The following is an 18,834-nucleotide window of genomic DNA, read 5'->3' on the forward strand; positions in this document are numbered from 1 at the left end:
TAGCTCTCAACGGCTGGCTTTTAGGCAGCCCACGACGACCAAAAAAGCTGCCGTTGGCAGTCGCCAGTCGAATACGCTGACGCCTGCCAGTACCAGCAGTAGTGCCGCTAAGATCGGCACACCATAAGCAAGGCTACCTACGAGGCTGGCTTGGCCAAAACGTAGTGCCTTGTCCCACGCCACCATAGCAATGCCGTAAGGCCCAAGTCCGAGAGCAATGCCTGCTAACAGCGCCTCACCTTGGGGTAGTGTGAAGCTTCCTTCCATTATCAAGCTGGCGCAGGTGGCAACCGCACAAGCAATCATTAATAACCGCGGGAGTAGTGGTGTCAGTGATACGGGGGCGACTTGCCCCAACCATGAGTAGAGCGCCCAGCAGCAAGCAGCCAGTAGTGCTAACCCATACCCTGAAGCAGCCCCACCAAAGCCACCATTTAAAGCTTGAGGAAGTAATAAAATAGCCGCGCCAGAAAAAGCGATTAGCGCGCCTGTTACGCTTGCGATATGCAGGCGGCCAAGCCGACTCCATTGGCTTAACAGCACAAACAGCACAGGCCAGGTGTAAGTGATTAACGCAGCTTCTGCAGCGGGTGCTAAGCGCATACCGATGTAGTAGCTGCTAACAGCGCCGACAATCAACAGTGGCAGCCCAAGCCATACGCTCATTTGCCAACGAAGTCGGCAAGCCGCGATATTGACTCGACGGCTTAGTGGCAATGTTGCAAGTGCACCTGCCAACAAGGTCAGGGCGGTGAGCTGAAGCGGGGAGGTATCTCGCGCCAATTCTGCTAATAGCGGCGCTATGCTCCATAAAATCACCGCTACCAGCGCTGCACACACGCTGTACCTTGGTGATATGACAACGGGGGAATGAGCGGGATACATGGCGTCTCTCCTTGCGTTAAACCTGAGACGCGCAGCATACTCAGAAAACATTCATCACAATATCAATCTTATATGATGATTCTTATCAATAATGGTGATGTATGCGTGCACCGACGTTTGACTTAACGCTATTGCGTACGCTAGTGACAATTGCCGATACCGGTAGCGTTACGGCGGCGGCAAAACGGTTGGCGTACACTCAGTCAACGGTGAGTATGCAGTTACAGCGCTTAGAAACGCAGCTTGAGGTGAGTTTGCATGAGCGAGCGGGGCGGCGACTACGTTTTACACCTGAAGGAGATCGCTTACTGGCGCATGCACGCCGCCTATTAGCGCTCAACGATGAGGCGTGGAGCGATATGCAGGCGCGCCAGATAACGGGTGATTTAACATTGGGTATTCCCGAAGACTATGCGTCGCTGTTGCCATCAGTATTTGCGTACTTTCATCAGCTTTATCCTGCAGTGGGGCTAACTGTAAAGTGTGGCACCAGTGCTCACTTGGTCGAACAGGTTAAAGCGGCGGAGTTGGACTTGGCGCTAGTGACCCGCCAACGAAATTCTCCGGGCGGTGATGTGATTCGTCGTGAGCCGCTGATATGGGCGGTGGGTGTCCATCAACAGCCGTCACTGAGCGACCCTATTCCGCTGGCGCTCTATTCGCCCGGTGCTGACGTCTTTCGTGAAGTGGCTGAGCAGGCGTTACAGGGAGCTGGACGTGATTGGCGCGTTGCCTACACCAGCCAGTCAATGGCGGGTCTTGCGCCTATCGTAACAGCGGGGTTAGCTGTCGTGGTGGTAACGCGCAGCATGTTGACCCCATCGCTACGCCCGCTGGATGAAAGCAGTGGCCTGCCTGCTTTACCAATGATTGAACTAGCGCTCCATCGTGCTCCACACCGACCTTCTGAACCTGCGCGGCGGTTAGCAGAATTGATTCGCGAACAGCTAGCGGCACCTAGTGAAGCGTTATAAGGTGTTGCTTTGATGTATTTGTTGACAGGAAGCTATAGCTCCTCAGTGAGGGAGTAGATAATTAGTTTTTCTAACCGAACCTGACTGAACTAAGCTAACTACCATGACGCTATTGGGCTAGGAGTTTTGAATGCACGAGTTAGATCACTATATTTATCCACACCGAGTATTGCACTGGCTGGTGGCAGTCGCCGTACTATTGTCATTGGCCAGTGGCTTGACGCTTGGCTTCCTGGGCTATGAGCGCACTGTTGCCTTGTTTGGGAATACACTTACCAATGTGCTTTACACCAGCCATAAAACGTTGGGCGTGGCGATACTGCTACTGATGACCTTAAGGATCATTACGCGGCTGGCTTTTGTTGTGCCTGATCATGAGCCGCCCCTCAATGCCTTCGAGCGGATTGTTAGCACTAGCGTGCATCACTTGCTGTATGCGGGGTTAGTGGTTATGCCACTGATTGGTTGGGCAGCCACCGCTACTGGCGGCTTTCCTGTTGAGTTTTTCCACTGGCATTTGCCAGGCTTGTTAGGCAAAAACGAAGCGCTTTCGCAAACGCTGTTTGTTTGGCATGAGCGTTTAGGGTGGGCCTTAGTCGTGCTTATTACGTTGCATGTTGCGGGTGCGCTATTTCATTGGCGTATCAAGCGCGATAACGTTATGAAACGTATGAGCTTGTTTGACTAATATAGCTTAATGTCCATCACTATTATGCCGAACCATAGCCATAATAACGGGTGGTTTGGCTGGTTTTGACGGCATACATCTGGGTATCTGCATCGCGAAGCAGGCTGGCTAACGTATCGTTATCTTTATTGCTCAAGCTAATCCCTACGCTGACACCGACGTGAACTAGCCTGCCGCAAGGCAATTTGATGGGTGAGCGAATGGCCTGTTCGATGCGGTTACGCATTTCCTCTAATGCGGTTTGGTCAGTAATTCCTTCTAGCAAGAGGATAAACTCATCGCCGCCAAAGCGTGCACAATGGTCACTTTCTCGCGCAACGTGCGCTAGCCGTTTAGCCACTTGCTGAAGAACAAAGTCGCCTACCTCATGCCCATACTGGTCGTTAATAGGTTTAAAGCAGTCAAGATCACACATGACCAGTGCCAAAGGCGTCTGTGTTTGTTTACATCGTTCAAGGGCCTCTTCGGCACAACGTGCTAGGCCGTTGCGGTTAAGCAAACCAGTGAGCATATCGTGATTGGCAAGCTTTTCTAGTGCTTGAGTACGCGCAGCTACTTTGGCTTCTAGAACCGCTTCCTGCTTTTTTAGCATTGCGACCGTTTCTGCTTGAGCGCGCTCTTTTTGCCATTTTAATTTATTAAAACGGGCAGCTAGCGCGAAAGATAGCAATAACATCTCAATAGCAGAGCCGATTTGTATTCCATGAAGTGTAATGAAATTAGCGGGCAGAATACTAAGATTTCGTAGCGCAAAGACGGCGGCACCTAATAGAAATATCGACCAAGCAAGTACAAAAATACGAGCGCTAGGCACGCGGTGCCAGCTGCAATAAATACCGCAGGCTAGCATTAACAATGAAGCTGTAAACCCTGTGATATCCATTAAGCGCAGGGCGGGTTGAATAGGCAAAAATATCACCGCTATTAGCGCTAAATAGCAGTAGCCGCGAAATAGCGTGATGGTGTGGTGCCAGCGTGGGCAGTAAGTAGCTGTGTTGAGAAAGCTTTGAGTGAACAGGGTTGCCATTGTAGAAGCAAACGTAAAGCCAATCGCAACTAGGCGTGCAGTGTTATCGCCCAGAAAGCTCCAAAACATCAGTGTGCCAATCCCATTGAATGTCAAGATCGCCAGCGTAAACCCGAAGGCAAAGAGAGCATAGTAGAGAAATACCCGTTCTTTTAACCCAAAAAATAGCAGTAGGTTATAAACACTTAGCGCTAGCAGCATGCCAAAGTAGGTGGCTAGCCAGAAGTTGTGACGATCATTCTGGGTGTAAAAAGCATCTGGTGTCATCAGGCTATAGCTTAGAAACTTACTACCTGTGGCATTCACTTTGGTATAAAGCGTTACGGTCTCACCGCCAGCCAGTAGTAGTGGAAAAACAGCCTGACGATGGGCAATTGATCGCTCATCAATTGGCACAGCGCTCCCGCTGTGCTGAACATCTCTCGAGCCATCGCGCAGCGTATAGAGTGTTACATGGTCTAAAAATGGGTACTCAAACTTAACCATCCAAGTAGTGGGGAGTGGGGACGAATTATGAAGCTGTGTTTTTAGCCACGTGTCGTTTTGGGTATAGCCGAAATGTAAGTCAGAGGTCTGACGGACAGGTTGGAATGAGGGGGATAACGCTAAAACGTCATCCAGATTTAACGGTTCTGAAGTATGCCAGTAACCGCTTACTTCATTTAAATCGTAACGCGCCTGCTCAGACGAGACGACCACTGTGGCGGCCGCACTACTCTGAGTATGCCAGCTAATAATAAGCACTAACAAACCTGCCGGAAGGCGCTTTAGCCAACAATAAGCATCCATAAATATCGCTATGTTATTTTTTTTGCGTTGGGTTTTATTTCTGCTAGGTCTTAACGCCTAGGTTCCCTTGCCAGCCTTGGACAGAATTTCCTCCTAAGCCAAGTGTAGACGCCTTTCAGAGCGACAGTCTGACAATGAGGCTAAAGCATGAGGCAGTTCAGACTTTCGGTTAGTCGCTGAACTAACAGGCCACTGTGCCGCCAAAAATGCCAATAAAGCGGCACCGTAAGCGAATGCCCCTGCGCAATACTGACAAGTTGACCACTTTGTAGCTGTTCAGCGGCCTGGAGCGAGGGCACCATACCGTAGCCAATGCCCGCTGAGGCAAGGCGTACAAATCCTTCAGATGAAGGACAAAGGTGATAGGGGAAGTGACCGTGATAGCCACACTGGGCCAAAAAACGGTGCTGAAGCTGATCATGTGGGCCGAAGACAATCGCAGGAGCCCGTTGAAATGCTCCAGCGGATGGCCCTTCCGGAAAGTAGCGCGCCACGTAGCCAGGAGAAGCTAGAGGTTGATAATGCATTTCGCCCACTTTAATACATCGCGCACCTGCAATAGGTGTTGGAGTGGAACAAAGACAGGCAGCCACATCACCATCACGCAGACGCTTAAGCCCAACCTCTTGATCTTCAATCACTAAATCGAGCAATACGCCCTCGGTCTGGCAAATGTCTGTCACGGCGGATGCCCACCATGTCACCACACTGTCAGCATTGATCGCGATTCGTAATCGGGCTGCTGCGTTATCTAGGGTAGGTAACGTCTGATGTAGGTCGCGCTCCAACAGCTGTACTTGCTGGTAGTGGGTAAGTAGCCGCTGGCCCGCAGGGGTGGGGGAAAGCTTAGGGTGGCGCATTAATACAGGCTGGCCCAGGCGTACTTCTAGTGCTTTTATACGTTGAGAGACGGCTGATTGAGAAAGCCCTAATACATCGCCTGCTCGTTCGAAACCACCGCACTCTACCACAGTGGCCAAGGCATGGAGGAGCTTGTAGTCAAACATGTAGTAACCCGTTTATGCGCAATCATAAACGTTAATCAAAACCAAAGAATTAAGCAAAATAGCAGTCGCTCAATAGAGACACATAGTTATGGGCGATGGCATGCCTTTAGTTGCTCATCGATGGCGGGCAACGCGATCACAGCCTTCTAAGGGGCAGTTGCTACACACCTCAAAATCATTCAATAGATAGCGCAGGCAGCATAGCTTACGTACCCGTTTTAACGCTTCGCTGTCTTTAGGCTGATAGGTGCGTACCGGCTCAAATAGTGGGTTGCGTTGGCCGTTCAAAGTGCGTGACGTTAGCAGTGTGCGGGTGGCGGTTAGGGCGCCTTGATTCACTAACGGGTGAGTAGCTAAGGCGTTAACATAGTAATCTACATAGCCTCCGGCGTTACTCCAGAAGACGCGAGGGGCTGCTCCTGAGATGGCTGATAGGCGTTCGATGAGCGGCTCCCAATGTTGGTTTATCAGCGTAGCAAAGCGTTCATTGGTATCCAGCGTGCAGAACTTTTTGCCCTCATGGGGGAGCCATAGCCCTTGGGTACAGCCGTGGTCGTTTACGATCACCTGCACGTCATCCAAGCCAACGGGTAAGTCACGATTAAGCAGCAGATGAGCGGCGAGAGTGGGGATAGCCATTGCGCTAAAATGCCATTTCGACCACAGCGAGGTAATAGCGCGCAGATCGCCACCAGGATAGCGCTCGGCATACCGTGCTATATCTTGTTCAAGTAGCTCAGCACTTTGCCATCGTGATGCTTTGATAGCCCGAGAAGGCGCTACATCTCCAATGAAGGGTGGCGTGAAATGTGCTAATGGCCCCTGATAACAGTCTTTTAGTGTTAACGGCAAGGTTCTGTCATGTTGGCGCAGGGCTTGGGTCATTGCTAGCCTCCTCCGCGTGAAAAAAGAGATATTCGTCAATAAGCAAAGTGAAACGTCGTGTTCATTATTAAAATGGAGTAAGCAATGCCGCTTGGTGAGTAATCACTGCGCCACGGCAATAGGGTGGTTGCCGTTTGGGTGTGCCATAACATGCATCGGCAGCCCGTAAATGGCTTCTAATGTTGAGCTGTGCATTAACTCATCGGGCGTTCCATGAGCAAGCAGACGGCCACTGTGCAGCGCCATGAGCTCATCGCAATAGCGCGATGCCATGTTGATATCATGCAGAACAATAACAACGCCTAGATTTAGCTCGTTGCACAGCTTGCGGATTAACGCTAATACGTCCATTTGATGGGCGATATCCAGTGCTGCCAGCGGTTCGTCAAGCAGCAAAAAACGACTTCCTTGTGCGATGAGCATGGCCAGCCACACCCGCTGCCGCTCGCCACCAGAAAGGGTATCCACTAATCGGTCGGCAAGCGCCTCGGTGTGGGTTAATGCGATGGCGCGTTCAATGGCGTCCTTATCTTTTTGATTGTGTCGCCCTAATAAGCCGTGCCAAGGATAGCGGCCAAAAGCAATTAGCTCGCGTCCGGTCAAATTTTCAGCACTTGGCAAATGTTGCGGCAGATAGGCGACATGGCGCGCAAACTCGCGGTTGCCCCATGTATTCAACGGGCGTTGATTAAAATGAATGTCGCCTTGGCTGACTGGATATTGTTGCGCCAGCAGCTTTATAAGCGTTGATTTGCCAGATCCGTTATGACCAATAAGGCCATATACCTTGCCTTCTTGGAAAGTGTGGTGAATGGGCTGCAAAAGGTGTTTGCCATCGATAGCAAATGACGCGCCCTGAACATCAAACATGCACCGCTCCTAACAGGTCAGATAAGTCTATCCTTTAATTGTAGTGTTAATAATTATCATTTAGAATCGCATTTTTGATTTATTATTCAAATTCTTCTCGCCCCTAGGTCTCCTTCATGATGAAGCCTGCCGATATCAATCGTGTAGCTGCGCACGGGTTAGTACTGACATGCTAGCCCGCCTGTACGGTATATCACCCGCCAAAACGTGTTTTTTACTTAGCCTGCCGCTGATGGTGCTATGGGTAATGGCCTTGCAGCAACAGGGAGGCATAGGGCTTGGGTTGCAGGCATTGCTATCACCCACACTAGAAAATTTCGATGAATTAATGCTGCATTTTGCTTGGTGGCCGCGTTTTATGATTGCGCTACTGGCAGGAGGTGGATTAGCGCTAGCCGGAGTGCTGATGCAGCAAGTTCTGCGTAACCCGTTGGCATCGCCGACAACATTAGGCGTGGCTTCGGGAGCGAATCTTGCCCTGATGGCGGCAACCCTGATGGCACCGGGATTGTTGGTGGTTGGCCGTGAATGGATTGCTTTAATAGGTGGAGGCGCAGCCGTTGGTTTGGTCTTTGCATTGGCGTGGCGCAGAGCTTTAGCCCCTATCGTTGTGGTGCTAGCAGGCTTGGTGGTTAATTTGTACGTTGGCGCGCTTTCAACGGCCTTACTGCTATTTAACCATGAAACCCTTGCTGGATTACTGATTTGGGGGGCTGGTTCGCTTGCCCAAAATGGATGGGATGGTGTTTCGTCGTTAGCGCCGCGCCTAGCGCTAAGCGCAATAGCCGCCTGGATATTGCTCCGGCCGCTGGCTGTATTGGAGTTGGATGATGCCAGTGCAAAGAGTCTAGGAGTCTCGCTGAAATATTTGCGCTTTGCAGGCCTGGGGTTGGCGGTCTTTATTACTGGTAGCGTGGTTAGCGTCGTCGGTATGATAGGGTTTATAGGTTTAGCAGCACCTAATATTGTGCGTATGGCGGGAGCGCGTAAATTAGGTACTCGCTTGTTGTGGTCAACACTTCTTGGTGCTGTGTTACTGGCAACTACGGACTTGTTGTTGCAACGTATTTCCGGCTTGGCGGCAACGTTGATCCCTACCGGAGCCGTTACTGGAGCGCTGGGCGCGCCATTGCTGCTTTGGCTCATTCCGCGTCTTAAACTGCAGGGCGACCGGCCACCAAGTGGTCCGGGCGTCTATCTTCCTCGTCACGCCAGGCCACAACGGTTGGTGTGCGGGCTATTCATGGCTCTGCTAGTTGTTATCGGTCTTGGGTTATTCGTGGGGCAGGGCGCGAATGGCTGGAGTATTGTTGCGCCTTCCCAGTGGAGCGTATTGGAGTGGCGGTTACCCCGTGTCGTTGCTGCCGCTGCCAGTGGTTTAATGCTGGCCATTGCAGGGACCCTTCTGCAGCGCCTTTCTGCTAACCCGATGGCAAGCCCGGAAGTGTTGGGGATTAGTGGCGGCTGCGCGATTGCGCTGATTCTTGGTATTTATCTGCTACCAGCCCCCAATAACGCCCTGTTGATAGGCGTTGGAACGTTAGGTGCACTGGCGACATTGCTGGTGTTAGTAGGTTTAAATCGTAAAAGTGGCTTTGTTCCTGAACGTTTATTACTTAGTGGAGTGGCGATAAGTGCGCTTTTTGATGCAGTACGCAGCGTGTTATTGGCGGGTGGGGACCCGCGAGGGCAGCAAGTCATCGCTTGGCTAGCAGGCTCTACTTATTATGTTGATGTTACTAGCGCAATAGTGGTGGGGGGAATTGCTGCTGGTTTGGTGCTAATGACGCTGCCATTGGTTCGCTGGCTAGATATTTTACCCCTTGGGGAGCCGTCGGCGCGGGCACTTGGTGTTGACTTAAAGCGGGCGCGGCCAGCGCTCTTGCTACTAGTGGCGCTGTTAACGGCCTGCGCTACATTGGTCGTGGGGCCGCTTTCATTTGTTGGTCTTTTGGCTCCCCACATGGCACGGTTAGTAGGCTTTTCACGCGCTCGCCATCATCTGATTGGTGCCGCATTGATGGGTATGCTCCTGATGGTATTGGCTGACTGGGTTGGACGGCAAATCATATTTCCGTATGAAATACCCGCGGGCCTAGTCGCCTCCTTGATAGGTGGTGCTTACTTCATGTGGGGCTTGCGCCGACTATAAGTTTTTCTAATGCAGCATTAGCAGGATGATTTTTTGTTATGTGAGCTGTGACTTACGCTATTGCCTTGTTTCACTCTTTATTAATCACAAGGAACGGCGGCAATGTGGGAAAGTTACATAACGGGCTTAGTGGTGTGTGGCGGCATCATCATGGCAATCGGCGCGCAAAATGCTTATGTATTGGGGCTGGCGGTGCGCCGCGAATATCATTGGTGGTCAGCGGGTTTGTGCATGAGTGCTGATATTATTCTGCTAACTGCAGGTATGTTTGGGGCTAGCGCGTTTCTGTTAACTATACCGAATGCGATGGAAGCCATGCGCTGGGTGGGGGTGGTGTTTTTAAGCTGGTTGGCCGCACAAGCCTTACTCCGGGCTGTTAGCGGGCGGGAAGGATTGCAGGCCGGTAGCGTAAAGGTTCGCAGCTTGCGCGGCGTGCTGTTGGCAACTTTAGCCGTCACCGTATTGAACCCCCAAGTGTATCTAGACACACTACTGTTAATTCCGGCTATTGGTGCCCAACAGGAAAGCGCTGGTGTATTCGTTGCAGGTGCGTCGACTGCCTCTGTTTTATGGTTTAGCTTGCTGGCGTGGGGCGGGTCGGCGCTTTCGCCTTGGCTTTCCCGCCCGGGTGCGTGGCGTACCATTGATGGGCTAATTGGCCTGATGATGGCGGTCATTGCTGTACACCTAGCGCTGGGTTCTACCTTGCTTTGAGAGGCCCCAGGCTGATTAGTGACGGCTGAAATAGCTCTCCATAACGGCAATTACTTTATCGATATCAGCATCATCAATATCCCGATGAACGACAAAACGCGTGGCGTAAAGTAGTTCAATTAAAATGCCATGCTCTTTTAGCCATGAGGAGAGCGGCTTAACATGTTCGTCAGGAAAGTGCGCGAACACCATATTGGTCGCCTGAGCGGTGATTTTGACGCCAGGCAGCTTTACTAAGCCTTCTGCCAAGCGTGCAGCACGATGGTGGTCATCGGCTAAGTCGGCGACATGATGCTCCAGAGCATACTGGCAGGCGGCGGCGATAATGCCTGATTGACGCATACCACCACCAACCATTTTACGCCAGCGCCGTGCGCGGTCGATGAATGTTTGCGAGCCCACTAAGGCAGAGCCGATAGGAGCGCCCAGGCCTTTCGAAAAGCAGAGTGACACACTATCAAACGGTAAGCAGAGCTGCTTAAGTGAGGTGTCTGTGGCCACTGCTGCATTAAACAACCGTGCACCATCTAAGTGCGTTGCCAGGCCGCGTTCGTAAGCTAGTTCGGTGGCTTTTAACACATAGTCCGCAGGCAGCACTTTGCCACCAATAGTGTTTTCTAGCGCCAGCAGCTTTGTGCGCGCAAAATGGAAATCATCGGCTTTGATGGCAGCGCTTATTTTCTCTAGAGGCAGGCTGCCATCGGCAGAGTTTTCAATTGGTTGTGGCTGGATGCTGCCTAACACCGCTGCGCCACCGCCTTCATAACGGTAGGTATGGGCTGATTGCCCTACAATATACTCATCGCCTCGCTCGCAGTGTGCCATTAGCGCCACTAGGTTACTTTGTGTTCCGCTTGGAAATAACAGTGCCGCCTCTTTGCCTATTTGCTCGGCTAGCTTTTCTTGAAACGCGTTGACCGTTGGGTCATCACCCCACACGTCATCGCCTACTGGAGCGGCCATCATGGCATCTTTCATGGCAGCGGTGGGACGGGTCACCGTGTCACTGCGTAAGTCAATCATGCAGAACTCCTTTTTGAGTAAGCCACTTTAAGAGACGCTTTACCGAGCAAGTTGCCAGGAACCAACTATGGTTAACAGCATATGACTATCATCCATAGCATACTCTAGAGCAACTGGGCATAGGCAAGCAGATGGATCTGAAAAGTGGCTACCCTTTTTGGGCCGTGAAAAACGGCCTGTTGAAAACTTTCCCACAACTTACTCGTGACCATCAGAGTGAAGTAGTGGTGATCGGCGGCGGAATTACCGGGGCCCTGATTGCGGATGAGCTTAGCCGCAATGGCCATCATGTGGTGGTGCTTGAGCGTCGTGACGTAGGCTGGGGCAGCTCGGCCGCCAGCACAGCATTACTACAGTACGAAATTGATACGCATATGGCTGAGCTAGCCAAGCGCTATGGAGAAGCCGATGCAGTGCTTGCCTACCGCGCCTGCGCAGAGGCCATTGGCGAGCTTGAAACCTTAGCCGCTGGGTTAGGCGATGTAGATTTTGAGCGGCAACAGAGTCTCTATTACGCCAGCATGGAAGAGGACGTAGCACTTTTAAAAGAAGAGTTAGCGCTGCGCCTAAAGCATGACTTTGCTGCTGACTGGCTTGAAAGTGAGACGGTTTTGGAAGAATACGGTTTTGTGGCGCCAGGCGCTATTCTTACCCAGTTAGCCGCCGCTGTTGACCCATATCGAATGGCATATCAACTGTTTTCCAGGGTTGTAGAGCGTGGCGGAGAGGTATATGACCGCACGCAGATGCAGACGATGTCGCCGGATGAGCAGGGCGTCACGTTAACGCTGGCAAATGGTGCCAAGTTGCGCTGCCAATACGTAGTGATGGCCGCAGGATATGAGTCGCAAGCGTGGTTGCCCGACCCAGTAGCCATCAATCGCAGCAGCTACGCGTTTATCACTGATCCACTACCGCCGGAGGCATTAGGCAAGTTACGCCATACTATGGTGTGGGAGTCGGCGCGCCCCTACCTTTATATGCGTACTACCGGAGACGGTCGGCTACTTGTGGGTGGCGACGATGACGATGAAGATATTCCTAAACGCCGTGACGCGCGGGTAGAGGAAAAAGCCAGAGGTCTGGCACTCAAGATAGAAACACTATGGCCCAAACTTGATATTAACCCGACGTTTTCTTGGGGCGGTACTTTTGCAGAAACTGGCGACGGACTACCATTTTTCGGCCCCCATGAAGCACATGGATCACGAGTGCATTTTGCGATGGCCTATGGCGGCAATGGGATCAGCTATAGCATGATAGGGGCCAAACTGCTGCGAGCGCTTATTGAAGGAAAACACCACCCCTTGGCAGAGCTTTTTTCGTTCCAGCGATTAAAAAGATAGCGCATAACCAGTGATTCGAACAACGATGCATAAGAGTAGGCGGTAATGGATAAACACTTTTATTTACGTGCCTTAGAGCGTAATGATCTGCGTTTTGTTCACGAGTTAAATAATAACCAGAGCATCATGTCGTATTGGTTTGAAGAGCCTTACGAATCATTCGATGAGCTGGAGGAGCTTTATAATAAACATATTCATGACAACGCCGAACGGCGATTCGTCGCCGAAGATAGCAATGGGAGTGCCATTGGTTTAGTTGAACTGATTGAGATTGACTACATTCACCGCAGCGGTGAATTTCAGATCATCATCACGCCTGACCACCAGGGTAAGGGGTTTGCCAGGTCATTGATTCGTCAAGCACTGCACTACTCGTTTACGATTTTAAACTTACACAAAATATATTTGATTGTGGCAGTGGAGAACGTTAAAGCGATTCATCTCTACGAGGAGAGTGGCTTCATTGAGGAAGGGCACTTAGTGCAAGAGTTTTTTATCAATGGTAAATATCGTGACGTAAAACGGATGTATATTTTACAAGATACTTATTTAGCACAGTTGGCTTGATAATTAAGTAAGGGAATAATTGCTGTGTTGCATAGACATTTTTCGATGGAATATTAATCAAATATGATAACGCCTCAGTCCGAAAATTAATTCACGACTGAGGCGTTGTAGGCTACTGCTGGCGCATATAAGCAACGATAGCGTCGAAGGCTGCACGTTGCTGTTGGGCACGATTAGCCCAGACTTGCATCACATCCACTTCTACTGTCTGATCTTGAGCAGCAAAAGATGACATAGCGAATACTCCTAATTCAGATGGTGAGGGACGGTTCAGCCAAAAGGGGCTCGGTTGTACCCGATGTTGTTGTACATGGTTTGCGTTTTACGTCGAAGCAAATTAGCTACAGGTCAAGTTTATGCGCATTTTAACCCGTAAAGCTAGTCCTAAAGATGTAAGTAAATTGCCATGGTGCGTAAGAGATTGCTTACAAAAATGGCAGGTGTACACCTATGCTTTTGAATGGAAAAGGTTTTCATAATGCAAAAAAGCCGACTAGACGCGTCGGCTTATGTAGTTATCTTTTCGTCTATAAGGGAAGATAGCGGTAAAAATCGCTGCTTTTAGCCGAAATAAGCCGCTAACGCTTCATTGGCAGCGTGTTGCCACTTGGCTTGTAGGCGCCAAAAAGCAAACACTTCATCATCTAGCGTAGAAAATGCAAAAGTAGAAATCATTCGGTGGTCCTCCTAAGTGGGACACACCTAGAGTATAGACTAGTTTTGTTGCATTGCAGCATTTGGCCATGGTTAATAAAAGCAGTTCATAACGATAGTTCATAAAAACGAGTAGTATCATTATGTTATCTGAAACCACTTTCCATGATCGCAGAATAAACGCCTCTATTGGCCATCTCTTTGTTCGTACCTGGGAACCGTCTCAGCTGCGTTCAGAGGTTCCTATTGTGCTGTTTCATGACTCCTTAGGCTGTGTGGATTTATGGCGTAGCTTTCCATCAGCACTATGTGTGGCCACTCAACGGCGAATAATTGCCTATGACCGGCTAGGTTTTGGACGCTCTGATGCATGTTTAGCACCGCCGCCACTGAGCTTTATTGAAGACGAACCAACGACTAGCTTTGCGGCACTCCACAGCGCGCTTCAGTTAACGCATTTTATTGCCCTGGGGCATAGCGTAGGCGGTTGCATGGCAGTGCACTGTGCAGGACAGTATGTAGAGCAGTGCCAAGGAGTGATTACTATTGCAGCGCAGGCGTTAAACGAGGCGCTCACACGACAAGGTATTGAAGAAGCGAAGATCGCTTTTCAAGTACCGGAACAGTTCGCCAAATTAGAAAAATATCATAGCGATAAAGCTCGCTGGGTATTGAATGGCTGGACAGATACTTGGTTGCATCCCGAGTTTGAACACTGGTCACTTATTCCGGCCCTTAGGCGGGTTATTTGCCCAACGCTAGTGCTTCATGGTGAAAACGATGAATATGGTTCTCACCGCCAACCTGACTGCATCGCTCGCTATACCAGTGGTTCTGCGCACAGTGAAATACTGCCGGGCATTGGGCATGTGCCACACCGTGAAGCGGAAGCAGTAGTTGTTAACTATGCTAAAGAGTTTACTGAACGGCTTACGCCATAAAAAGACCGTTACACAGGGAAAAGTGAGGAACGCTATGCGCTTGCGAATTTTATCCGACCTTCATTTAGAGTTTTTTGATGGAGATCGAGAATTGCCAGAGGTGAAGGCCGATCTCATCATTTTGGCAGGCGATATTCATCAGAAAACGGAAGGACTCGCCTGGGCCAGGCAGCGGTTTCCAACATTACCTATCTTATATGTGCCAGGAAACCACGAGTTTTATGGCACTTGCATGCCGTTACTCCGCGAAGAGCTCGCCAGTGAGGCCAGCCGCTATAAGATTGAGCTGCTGGATAATCGAGCGGTGACTATCGGTGGGGTGCGTTTTTATGGCACCACGCTATGGACTGATTTCTTGCTCTATGCTGATGACCCAACGCGCCTCTCGGAAGAAACGGAAGCCAAAGCACTGCGCTACATGCCCGATTTTCGCATTGTGACCACGGCTCCAGGCCAGGTCTTTACCCCTCAGGCTAGCCAAGTATTACACGCGGAAGCGCTTGACTGGCTGGGCAACGAGCTTGAGCAACCGTTTGATGGCCCCCGCGTTGTTATTAGCCATCACGCTCCTTTACACAGCTGCATTCCTGAGCAGTATCTTGGTGATGCGCTGTCACCAGCTTTTGCCTCCCACCTGCCTCAATTGATGGGCAAGATGGATTTATGGGTACATGGTCATGTCCATGAACCCGTCGATATTTTAACTAACGGAACGCGCGTTATCGCTAACCCAGGCGGCTATCCCTATGAGTTCACCCCAGCTTTATTTAAGCCGGACTTGGTCGTTGAGGTTATTTAAATGAGTTTTAAATTATAAAAGACGACCAAGCGTTTTAACGATGGCTCTCTTCTAGCCGTGTCAATAAATAGCCATGCATTGCATCTGCAGCGGGTGAAAGGCTTTGCCGTGCTCGCCGTAATAATCCAATCCGGCGTTCAAGACGCGGGGTGGCCAGGGGAATAAAACGCAGCCGCTTGTGCTCTTCCTGAAACGCCAGCCGGGGCAAGGTGGTGACGCCGATACCGGCTTCCAACATGGCGGTGAGCGAGATCATATTGGAAATATACAGGGTGCTATGGGTGAGAAGCTCTGCCGCCGGTGAGCCTTCCAGCAAGCGCGAGGTGCCATTGCGAATCAGCGTATAGGGCTTGAGGGCCCGCCAGTGCAACGCCTTCTGCTGCGCCAATGGGTGGTCGTCGCGGCAGACCACGCCAATATCATCGTGCAGCAGGGCTTCAAAGCTCAGCGCCTCGTCGGGCAGCCATAGGCTGGTGATGCCGAGTTCGACTTCACCCTTGAGCACCATTTCATTGACCCGCTCGGAATGGCCGTCCTGCAGGCTGATATCAATCCCTGGGTAGCGTTGCAGAAACCCGGCCAGCAGCGCGGGCATCAGGCGGCTGGCCACCGAAGGCACCGCAGCAATATCCACCCGACCGTGCTGCTGGCGGGCAATCGCCAGGGCATCCCGGCAGACGCGGTCATGGTGGGCCACCAGTTCGCGAAAGCGCGGCACGCACCAGTGGCCGAAAGGGGTCAGCAGGGCCTTACCGCCGCCTTTCTCGAACAGCGGCTGGCCAAGCCGCTCTTCCAGGTCGCGCACGGCCATGGAAATGGCCGGCTGGCTGCGGTGCAGTTGGCGGGCAGCGGCATGAAAACCACCGGCATCAAGAATCGCCAGCACATAGCGCATGGGCGCCAGTTTCAGTTCGGGGAGCATGGTCTGTCATCAACCGTTTAAGGTGGTAAGTTTTGCTGATCATTTTATCTGTATTATTGATTATCCTTATCTTCACGTCTTCTTTAGCATGGCGTCAAACGCTTGTTATTCACCCTGCTGAAGGAAATCTTTATGTCATCCCCGCACGCGCTTTATATCAACGGTCAATGGGTCGACGGTACAAGCCACATTACCAATGCCAACCCCTCTGATCTGACGGATGTGATCGGTGATTACGCCCAGGCCAGTGCCGCTCAGGTAGAAGACGCCATTGATGCTGCACGCAACGGTCATAAAGAATGGGCCAAAACCGGGCTGGAGCAGCGCTACGGCGTACTGATGGCGATTGGCGATGAGCTGATGGCACGCAAGGAAGAGCTGGGGCGCCTGCTGTCGCGTGAGGAAGGTAAGCCGCTGGCAGAAGGTATGGGCGAAGTCGCCCGCTCGGCGCAGTTCTTCCACTACTATGCTGCCGAAGTGCTGCGCCAGCTGGATGAGCGGGTCGATTCCGTGCGCCCTGGTGTGGAAGTCGAGACCCGTCGTGAACCGGTGGGTGTGGTGGGGATTATCAGCCCCTGGAACTTCCCCATGGCAACGGCGGTATGGAAGATTGCCCCGGCGCTGGCGTTTGGTAACGCCGTGATTTTCAAACCCGCCAATCTGGTGCCCGCCAGCGCCTGGGCGCTGACCGAGATCATCAGCCGTCAGGCGCTACCGGCAGGTACCTTCAACCTGCTGATGGGCAGCGGCGGCAGCGTCGGTGAAGCGCTGATCACCAGCCCGGCCATCAATGCGCTGACCTTTACCGGCTCGCTGGAAGTCGGTCGCCGCGTCGCCGCTGCTACCGCCGGCAATCTGGTCAAGTGCCAGCTGGAAATGGGCTCCAAGAACGCCTTGATTGTGGCTGAGGATGCCGATCTGGATCTGGCCGTGGAAGCCGCTTTCAACGGCGCCTATTCCGGCACCGGGCAGAAATGCACGGCTTCGTCGCGGCTGATTGTCCACACGGCGGTTCACGATGTGTTTGTCGACAAGCTCAGCGCGCGTTTGGCGAAAGCCAAGGTCGGCCCAGCGCTGGAAGAGGGTGTGCAGATTGGCCCGGTGGCCGATGCCCGTCAGCTTGAATCCAATCTGAACTGGATCGAGCGCGCCCAGGCCGAGGGTGCCAAACTGGCCTTCGGCGGTGAGCGGGTTGAGTGTGCCAGCGACGGTTACTTCATGGCGCCGACCCTGTTTGTGGATACCACCAATGAGATGGCGATTAACCGTGAAGAAGTCTTCGGCCCGATTGCCTGTGTGATCAAGGTGGCGGATATGGACGAGGCGATTGCCACCCTGAATGACACCAACTTCGGTCTGACCGCAGGCATTATTACCGATTCCCTGGCCCTGGCCACCCGCTTCAAGGCACAAGCCGAGACCGGCTGCGTGATGGTTAACCTGCCGACGGCGGGTACGGACTATCACGTGCCCTTTGGCGGGCGTAAGGATTCAAGCTTTGGCCCGCGTGAACAGGGGCGCTATGCGCGTGAGTTCTACACCGTGGTCAAGACCTGCTACGTCAAGGCGTAAGGAGTCGTGCATGTCCAGACAGATGCTGACCGTGGATGGGTTGCAGTATTCCAACTGGTCCCGGGAAATTTTTGAACAGATGCGCGAGGGCGGCGTGGATGCTGTCCACGCCACTCTGGTCTACCACGAAACCCTGCGCGAGACCCTGACCCGCATCGGCGAATGGAATCGCCGTTTTGAAGCCCACGGCGACCTGATCATGCCCGTTCATGCGCCGGGGGATATCGAACGCGCCCGTGAGGCGGGCAAAGTGGGCATCTTTTTTGGCGCCCAGAACTGCTCGCCTATTGAGGATGATATCGACATGGTGGCGGTGCTGCGTCAGCTGGGGCTTCTGATCATGCAGCTCACCTATAACAACCAGAGCCTGCTGGCCTGCGGTTGTTATGAAAGCGAAGACAGCGGCATTACCCGCTTCGGCCGCCAGGTGATCCGCGAGATGAACCGGGTCGGCATGGTGATTGATATGTCCCACAGCAGCGAGCGTTCGACCCTTGACGCCATCGAGATTTCCGAGCGGCCGGTGATTATCTCCCACGCCAATCCGAGCTTCTTCCATGACGCCAAGCGCAACAAGTCTGACAAGGTGCTCAAGGCGATTGCCGAGAACGACGGCCTGCTGGGCTTTTCGGCCTATCCGTTCCACCTGAAGAACGGCCCGGACTGCACCCTGGAAGATTACTGCGACATGATTGCCCGCACCGTTGACCTGATGGGTATCGAGCATGTCGGCCTGGGAACCGACCTGTGCCAGAACCAGCCAACCTCGGTGCTGGAATGGATGCGCAACGGGCGCTGGTCAAAAGAGATGGATTACGGCGAAGGCAGCGCCAATAACGCGGGCTGGCCCAAGCCGCTGGCTTGGCTACGCGATAGCCGCGACTTCCCCAACCTGATTGAAGCCCTGCGCGCTAAAGGCTTCGCTGAGCAAGATGTCGCCCGCATCATGGGGCGCAACTGGGTCGAACTGCTAGAGCGAACGACCCTGCCCATGTCTTAACGGAGCGGTATATCACGCC

General features: G+C 52.3%; 18 protein-coding genes. 10 read left to right on the forward strand and 8 right to left on the reverse strand.

Annotated elements, in window-relative coordinates; genetic code table 11:
* Positions 1–6: 6 nt before the first annotated feature.
* A complete protein-coding gene (locus tag K1Y77_RS03950; RefSeq protein WP_264018716.1) occupies positions 7–885 on the reverse strand; it encodes a DMT family transporter in 879 nt (292 codons plus the stop codon).
* Between the two features lie 101 nt (positions 886–986).
* Here K1Y77_RS03950 and K1Y77_RS03955 point away from each other — a divergent pair, with 101 nt between their 5' ends.
* On the forward strand, positions 987–1,859 hold the full coding sequence (locus tag K1Y77_RS03955; protein WP_264018715.1) for a LysR substrate-binding domain-containing protein: 873 nt from the start codon (positions 987–989) through the stop codon (positions 1,857–1,859).
* A 130-nt stretch (positions 1,860–1,989) separates the two neighbouring features.
* On the forward strand, positions 1,990–2,547 hold the full coding sequence (locus K1Y77_RS03960; RefSeq protein WP_030069859.1) for a cytochrome b: 558 nt from the start codon (positions 1,990–1,992) through the stop codon (positions 2,545–2,547).
* A gap of 22 nt (positions 2,548–2,569) precedes the next feature.
* Here K1Y77_RS03960 and K1Y77_RS03965 read toward each other — a convergent pair whose 3' ends face one another.
* From K1Y77_RS03965 to K1Y77_RS03980, 4 genes are all read right to left on the reverse strand, one after another.
* Complete coding sequence (locus K1Y77_RS03965; RefSeq protein WP_264018714.1) at positions 2,570–4,363, reverse strand: diguanylate cyclase; 1,794 nt, start codon at positions 4,361–4,363, stop codon at positions 2,570–2,572.
* Between the two features lie 140 nt (positions 4,364–4,503).
* A complete protein-coding gene (locus tag K1Y77_RS03970) occupies positions 4,504–5,370 on the reverse strand; it encodes a LysR family transcriptional regulator ArgP (RefSeq protein ID WP_030069862.1) in 867 nt (288 codons plus the stop codon).
* Positions 5,371–5,484: 114 nt separating this feature from the next.
* Complete coding sequence (gene fhuF / locus K1Y77_RS03975) at positions 5,485–6,255, reverse strand: siderophore-iron reductase FhuF (protein WP_264018712.1); 771 nt, start codon at positions 6,253–6,255, stop codon at positions 5,485–5,487.
* A 102-nt stretch (positions 6,256–6,357) separates the two neighbouring features.
* The gene (locus K1Y77_RS03980; protein WP_264430453.1) at positions 6,358–7,125 is read right to left on the reverse strand and encodes an ATP-binding cassette domain-containing protein; all 768 of its coding nucleotides are present in this window, start codon (positions 7,123–7,125) and stop codon (positions 6,358–6,360) included.
* A 169-nt stretch (positions 7,126–7,294) separates the two neighbouring features.
* On the opposite strand from K1Y77_RS03980, the gene fhuB reads away from it, so the two are divergent.
* Both fhuB and K1Y77_RS03990 read left to right on the forward strand, forming a co-directional pair.
* The gene (gene fhuB, locus K1Y77_RS03985) at positions 7,295–9,277 is read left to right on the forward strand and encodes a Fe(3+)-hydroxamate ABC transporter permease FhuB (RefSeq protein ID WP_030069868.1); all 1,983 of its coding nucleotides are present in this window, start codon (positions 7,295–7,297) and stop codon (positions 9,275–9,277) included.
* 102 nt (positions 9,278–9,379) lie between these two features.
* On the forward strand, positions 9,380–9,991 hold the full coding sequence (locus K1Y77_RS03990) for a LysE/ArgO family amino acid transporter (RefSeq protein WP_030069870.1): 612 nt from the start codon (positions 9,380–9,382) through the stop codon (positions 9,989–9,991).
* A gap of 15 nt (positions 9,992–10,006) precedes the next feature.
* Here the strand turns inward: K1Y77_RS03990 and ltaE are convergent, their stop codons facing one another.
* A complete protein-coding gene (gene ltaE / locus K1Y77_RS03995) occupies positions 10,007–11,014 on the reverse strand; it encodes a low-specificity L-threonine aldolase (RefSeq protein ID WP_030069872.1) in 1,008 nt (335 codons plus the stop codon).
* Positions 11,015–11,145: 131 nt separating this feature from the next.
* On the opposite strand from ltaE, the gene K1Y77_RS04000 reads away from it, so the two are divergent.
* Positions 11,146–12,360, forward strand: coding sequence for an NAD(P)/FAD-dependent oxidoreductase (locus tag K1Y77_RS04000; RefSeq protein ID WP_264430456.1), 1,215 nt, complete (start codon positions 11,146–11,148; stop codon positions 12,358–12,360).
* Positions 12,361–12,405: 45 nt separating this feature from the next.
* Positions 12,406–12,927 carry a spermidine N1-acetyltransferase gene (gene speG, locus K1Y77_RS04005; RefSeq protein ID WP_264430457.1) on the forward strand — a complete coding sequence of 174 codons (522 nt, stop codon included), beginning with the start codon at positions 12,406–12,408 and terminating at the stop codon, positions 12,925–12,927.
* A 112-nt stretch (positions 12,928–13,039) separates the two neighbouring features.
* Here speG and K1Y77_RS04010 read toward each other — a convergent pair whose 3' ends face one another.
* Positions 13,040–13,162 carry a hypothetical protein gene (locus K1Y77_RS04010; protein WP_264018709.1) on the reverse strand — a complete coding sequence of 41 codons (123 nt, stop codon included), beginning with the start codon at positions 13,160–13,162 and terminating at the stop codon, positions 13,040–13,042.
* A gap of 562 nt (positions 13,163–13,724) precedes the next feature.
* On the opposite strand from K1Y77_RS04010, the gene K1Y77_RS04015 reads away from it, so the two are divergent.
* Entirely contained in the window at positions 13,725–14,522 is a 798-nt protein-coding gene (locus K1Y77_RS04015; RefSeq protein WP_264430459.1) for an alpha/beta fold hydrolase, read from the forward strand.
* 34 nt (positions 14,523–14,556) lie between these two features.
* The gene (locus K1Y77_RS04020) at positions 14,557–15,321 is read left to right on the forward strand and encodes a metallophosphoesterase (protein WP_264430461.1); all 765 of its coding nucleotides are present in this window, start codon (positions 14,557–14,559) and stop codon (positions 15,319–15,321) included.
* 34 nt (positions 15,322–15,355) lie between these two features.
* Here the strand turns inward: K1Y77_RS04020 and K1Y77_RS04025 are convergent, their stop codons facing one another.
* Positions 15,356–16,243 (reverse strand): LysR family transcriptional regulator, encoded by an 888-nt coding sequence (locus K1Y77_RS04025; protein WP_264018706.1) that lies wholly within the window; start codon positions 16,241–16,243, stop codon positions 15,356–15,358.
* A gap of 132 nt (positions 16,244–16,375) precedes the next feature.
* On the opposite strand from K1Y77_RS04025, the gene K1Y77_RS04030 reads away from it, so the two are divergent.
* Both K1Y77_RS04030 and K1Y77_RS04035 read left to right on the forward strand, forming a co-directional pair.
* Positions 16,376–17,815 (forward strand): aldehyde dehydrogenase family protein, encoded by a 1,440-nt coding sequence (locus tag K1Y77_RS04030; RefSeq protein WP_264018705.1) that lies wholly within the window; start codon positions 16,376–16,378, stop codon positions 17,813–17,815.
* A gap of 10 nt (positions 17,816–17,825) precedes the next feature.
* Positions 17,826–18,815: a dipeptidase gene (locus tag K1Y77_RS04035; RefSeq protein ID WP_264018704.1), complete on the forward strand. Its 990-nt coding sequence runs from the start codon at positions 17,826–17,828 to the stop codon at positions 18,813–18,815.
* Positions 18,816–18,834 lie beyond the last annotated feature (19 nt).

It is taken from the genome of Halomonas qaidamensis (assembly GCF_025917315.1).
In the GTDB taxonomy this organism is placed as follows: Bacteria; Pseudomonadota; Gammaproteobacteria; order Pseudomonadales; family Halomonadaceae; genus Vreelandella; species Vreelandella qaidamensis.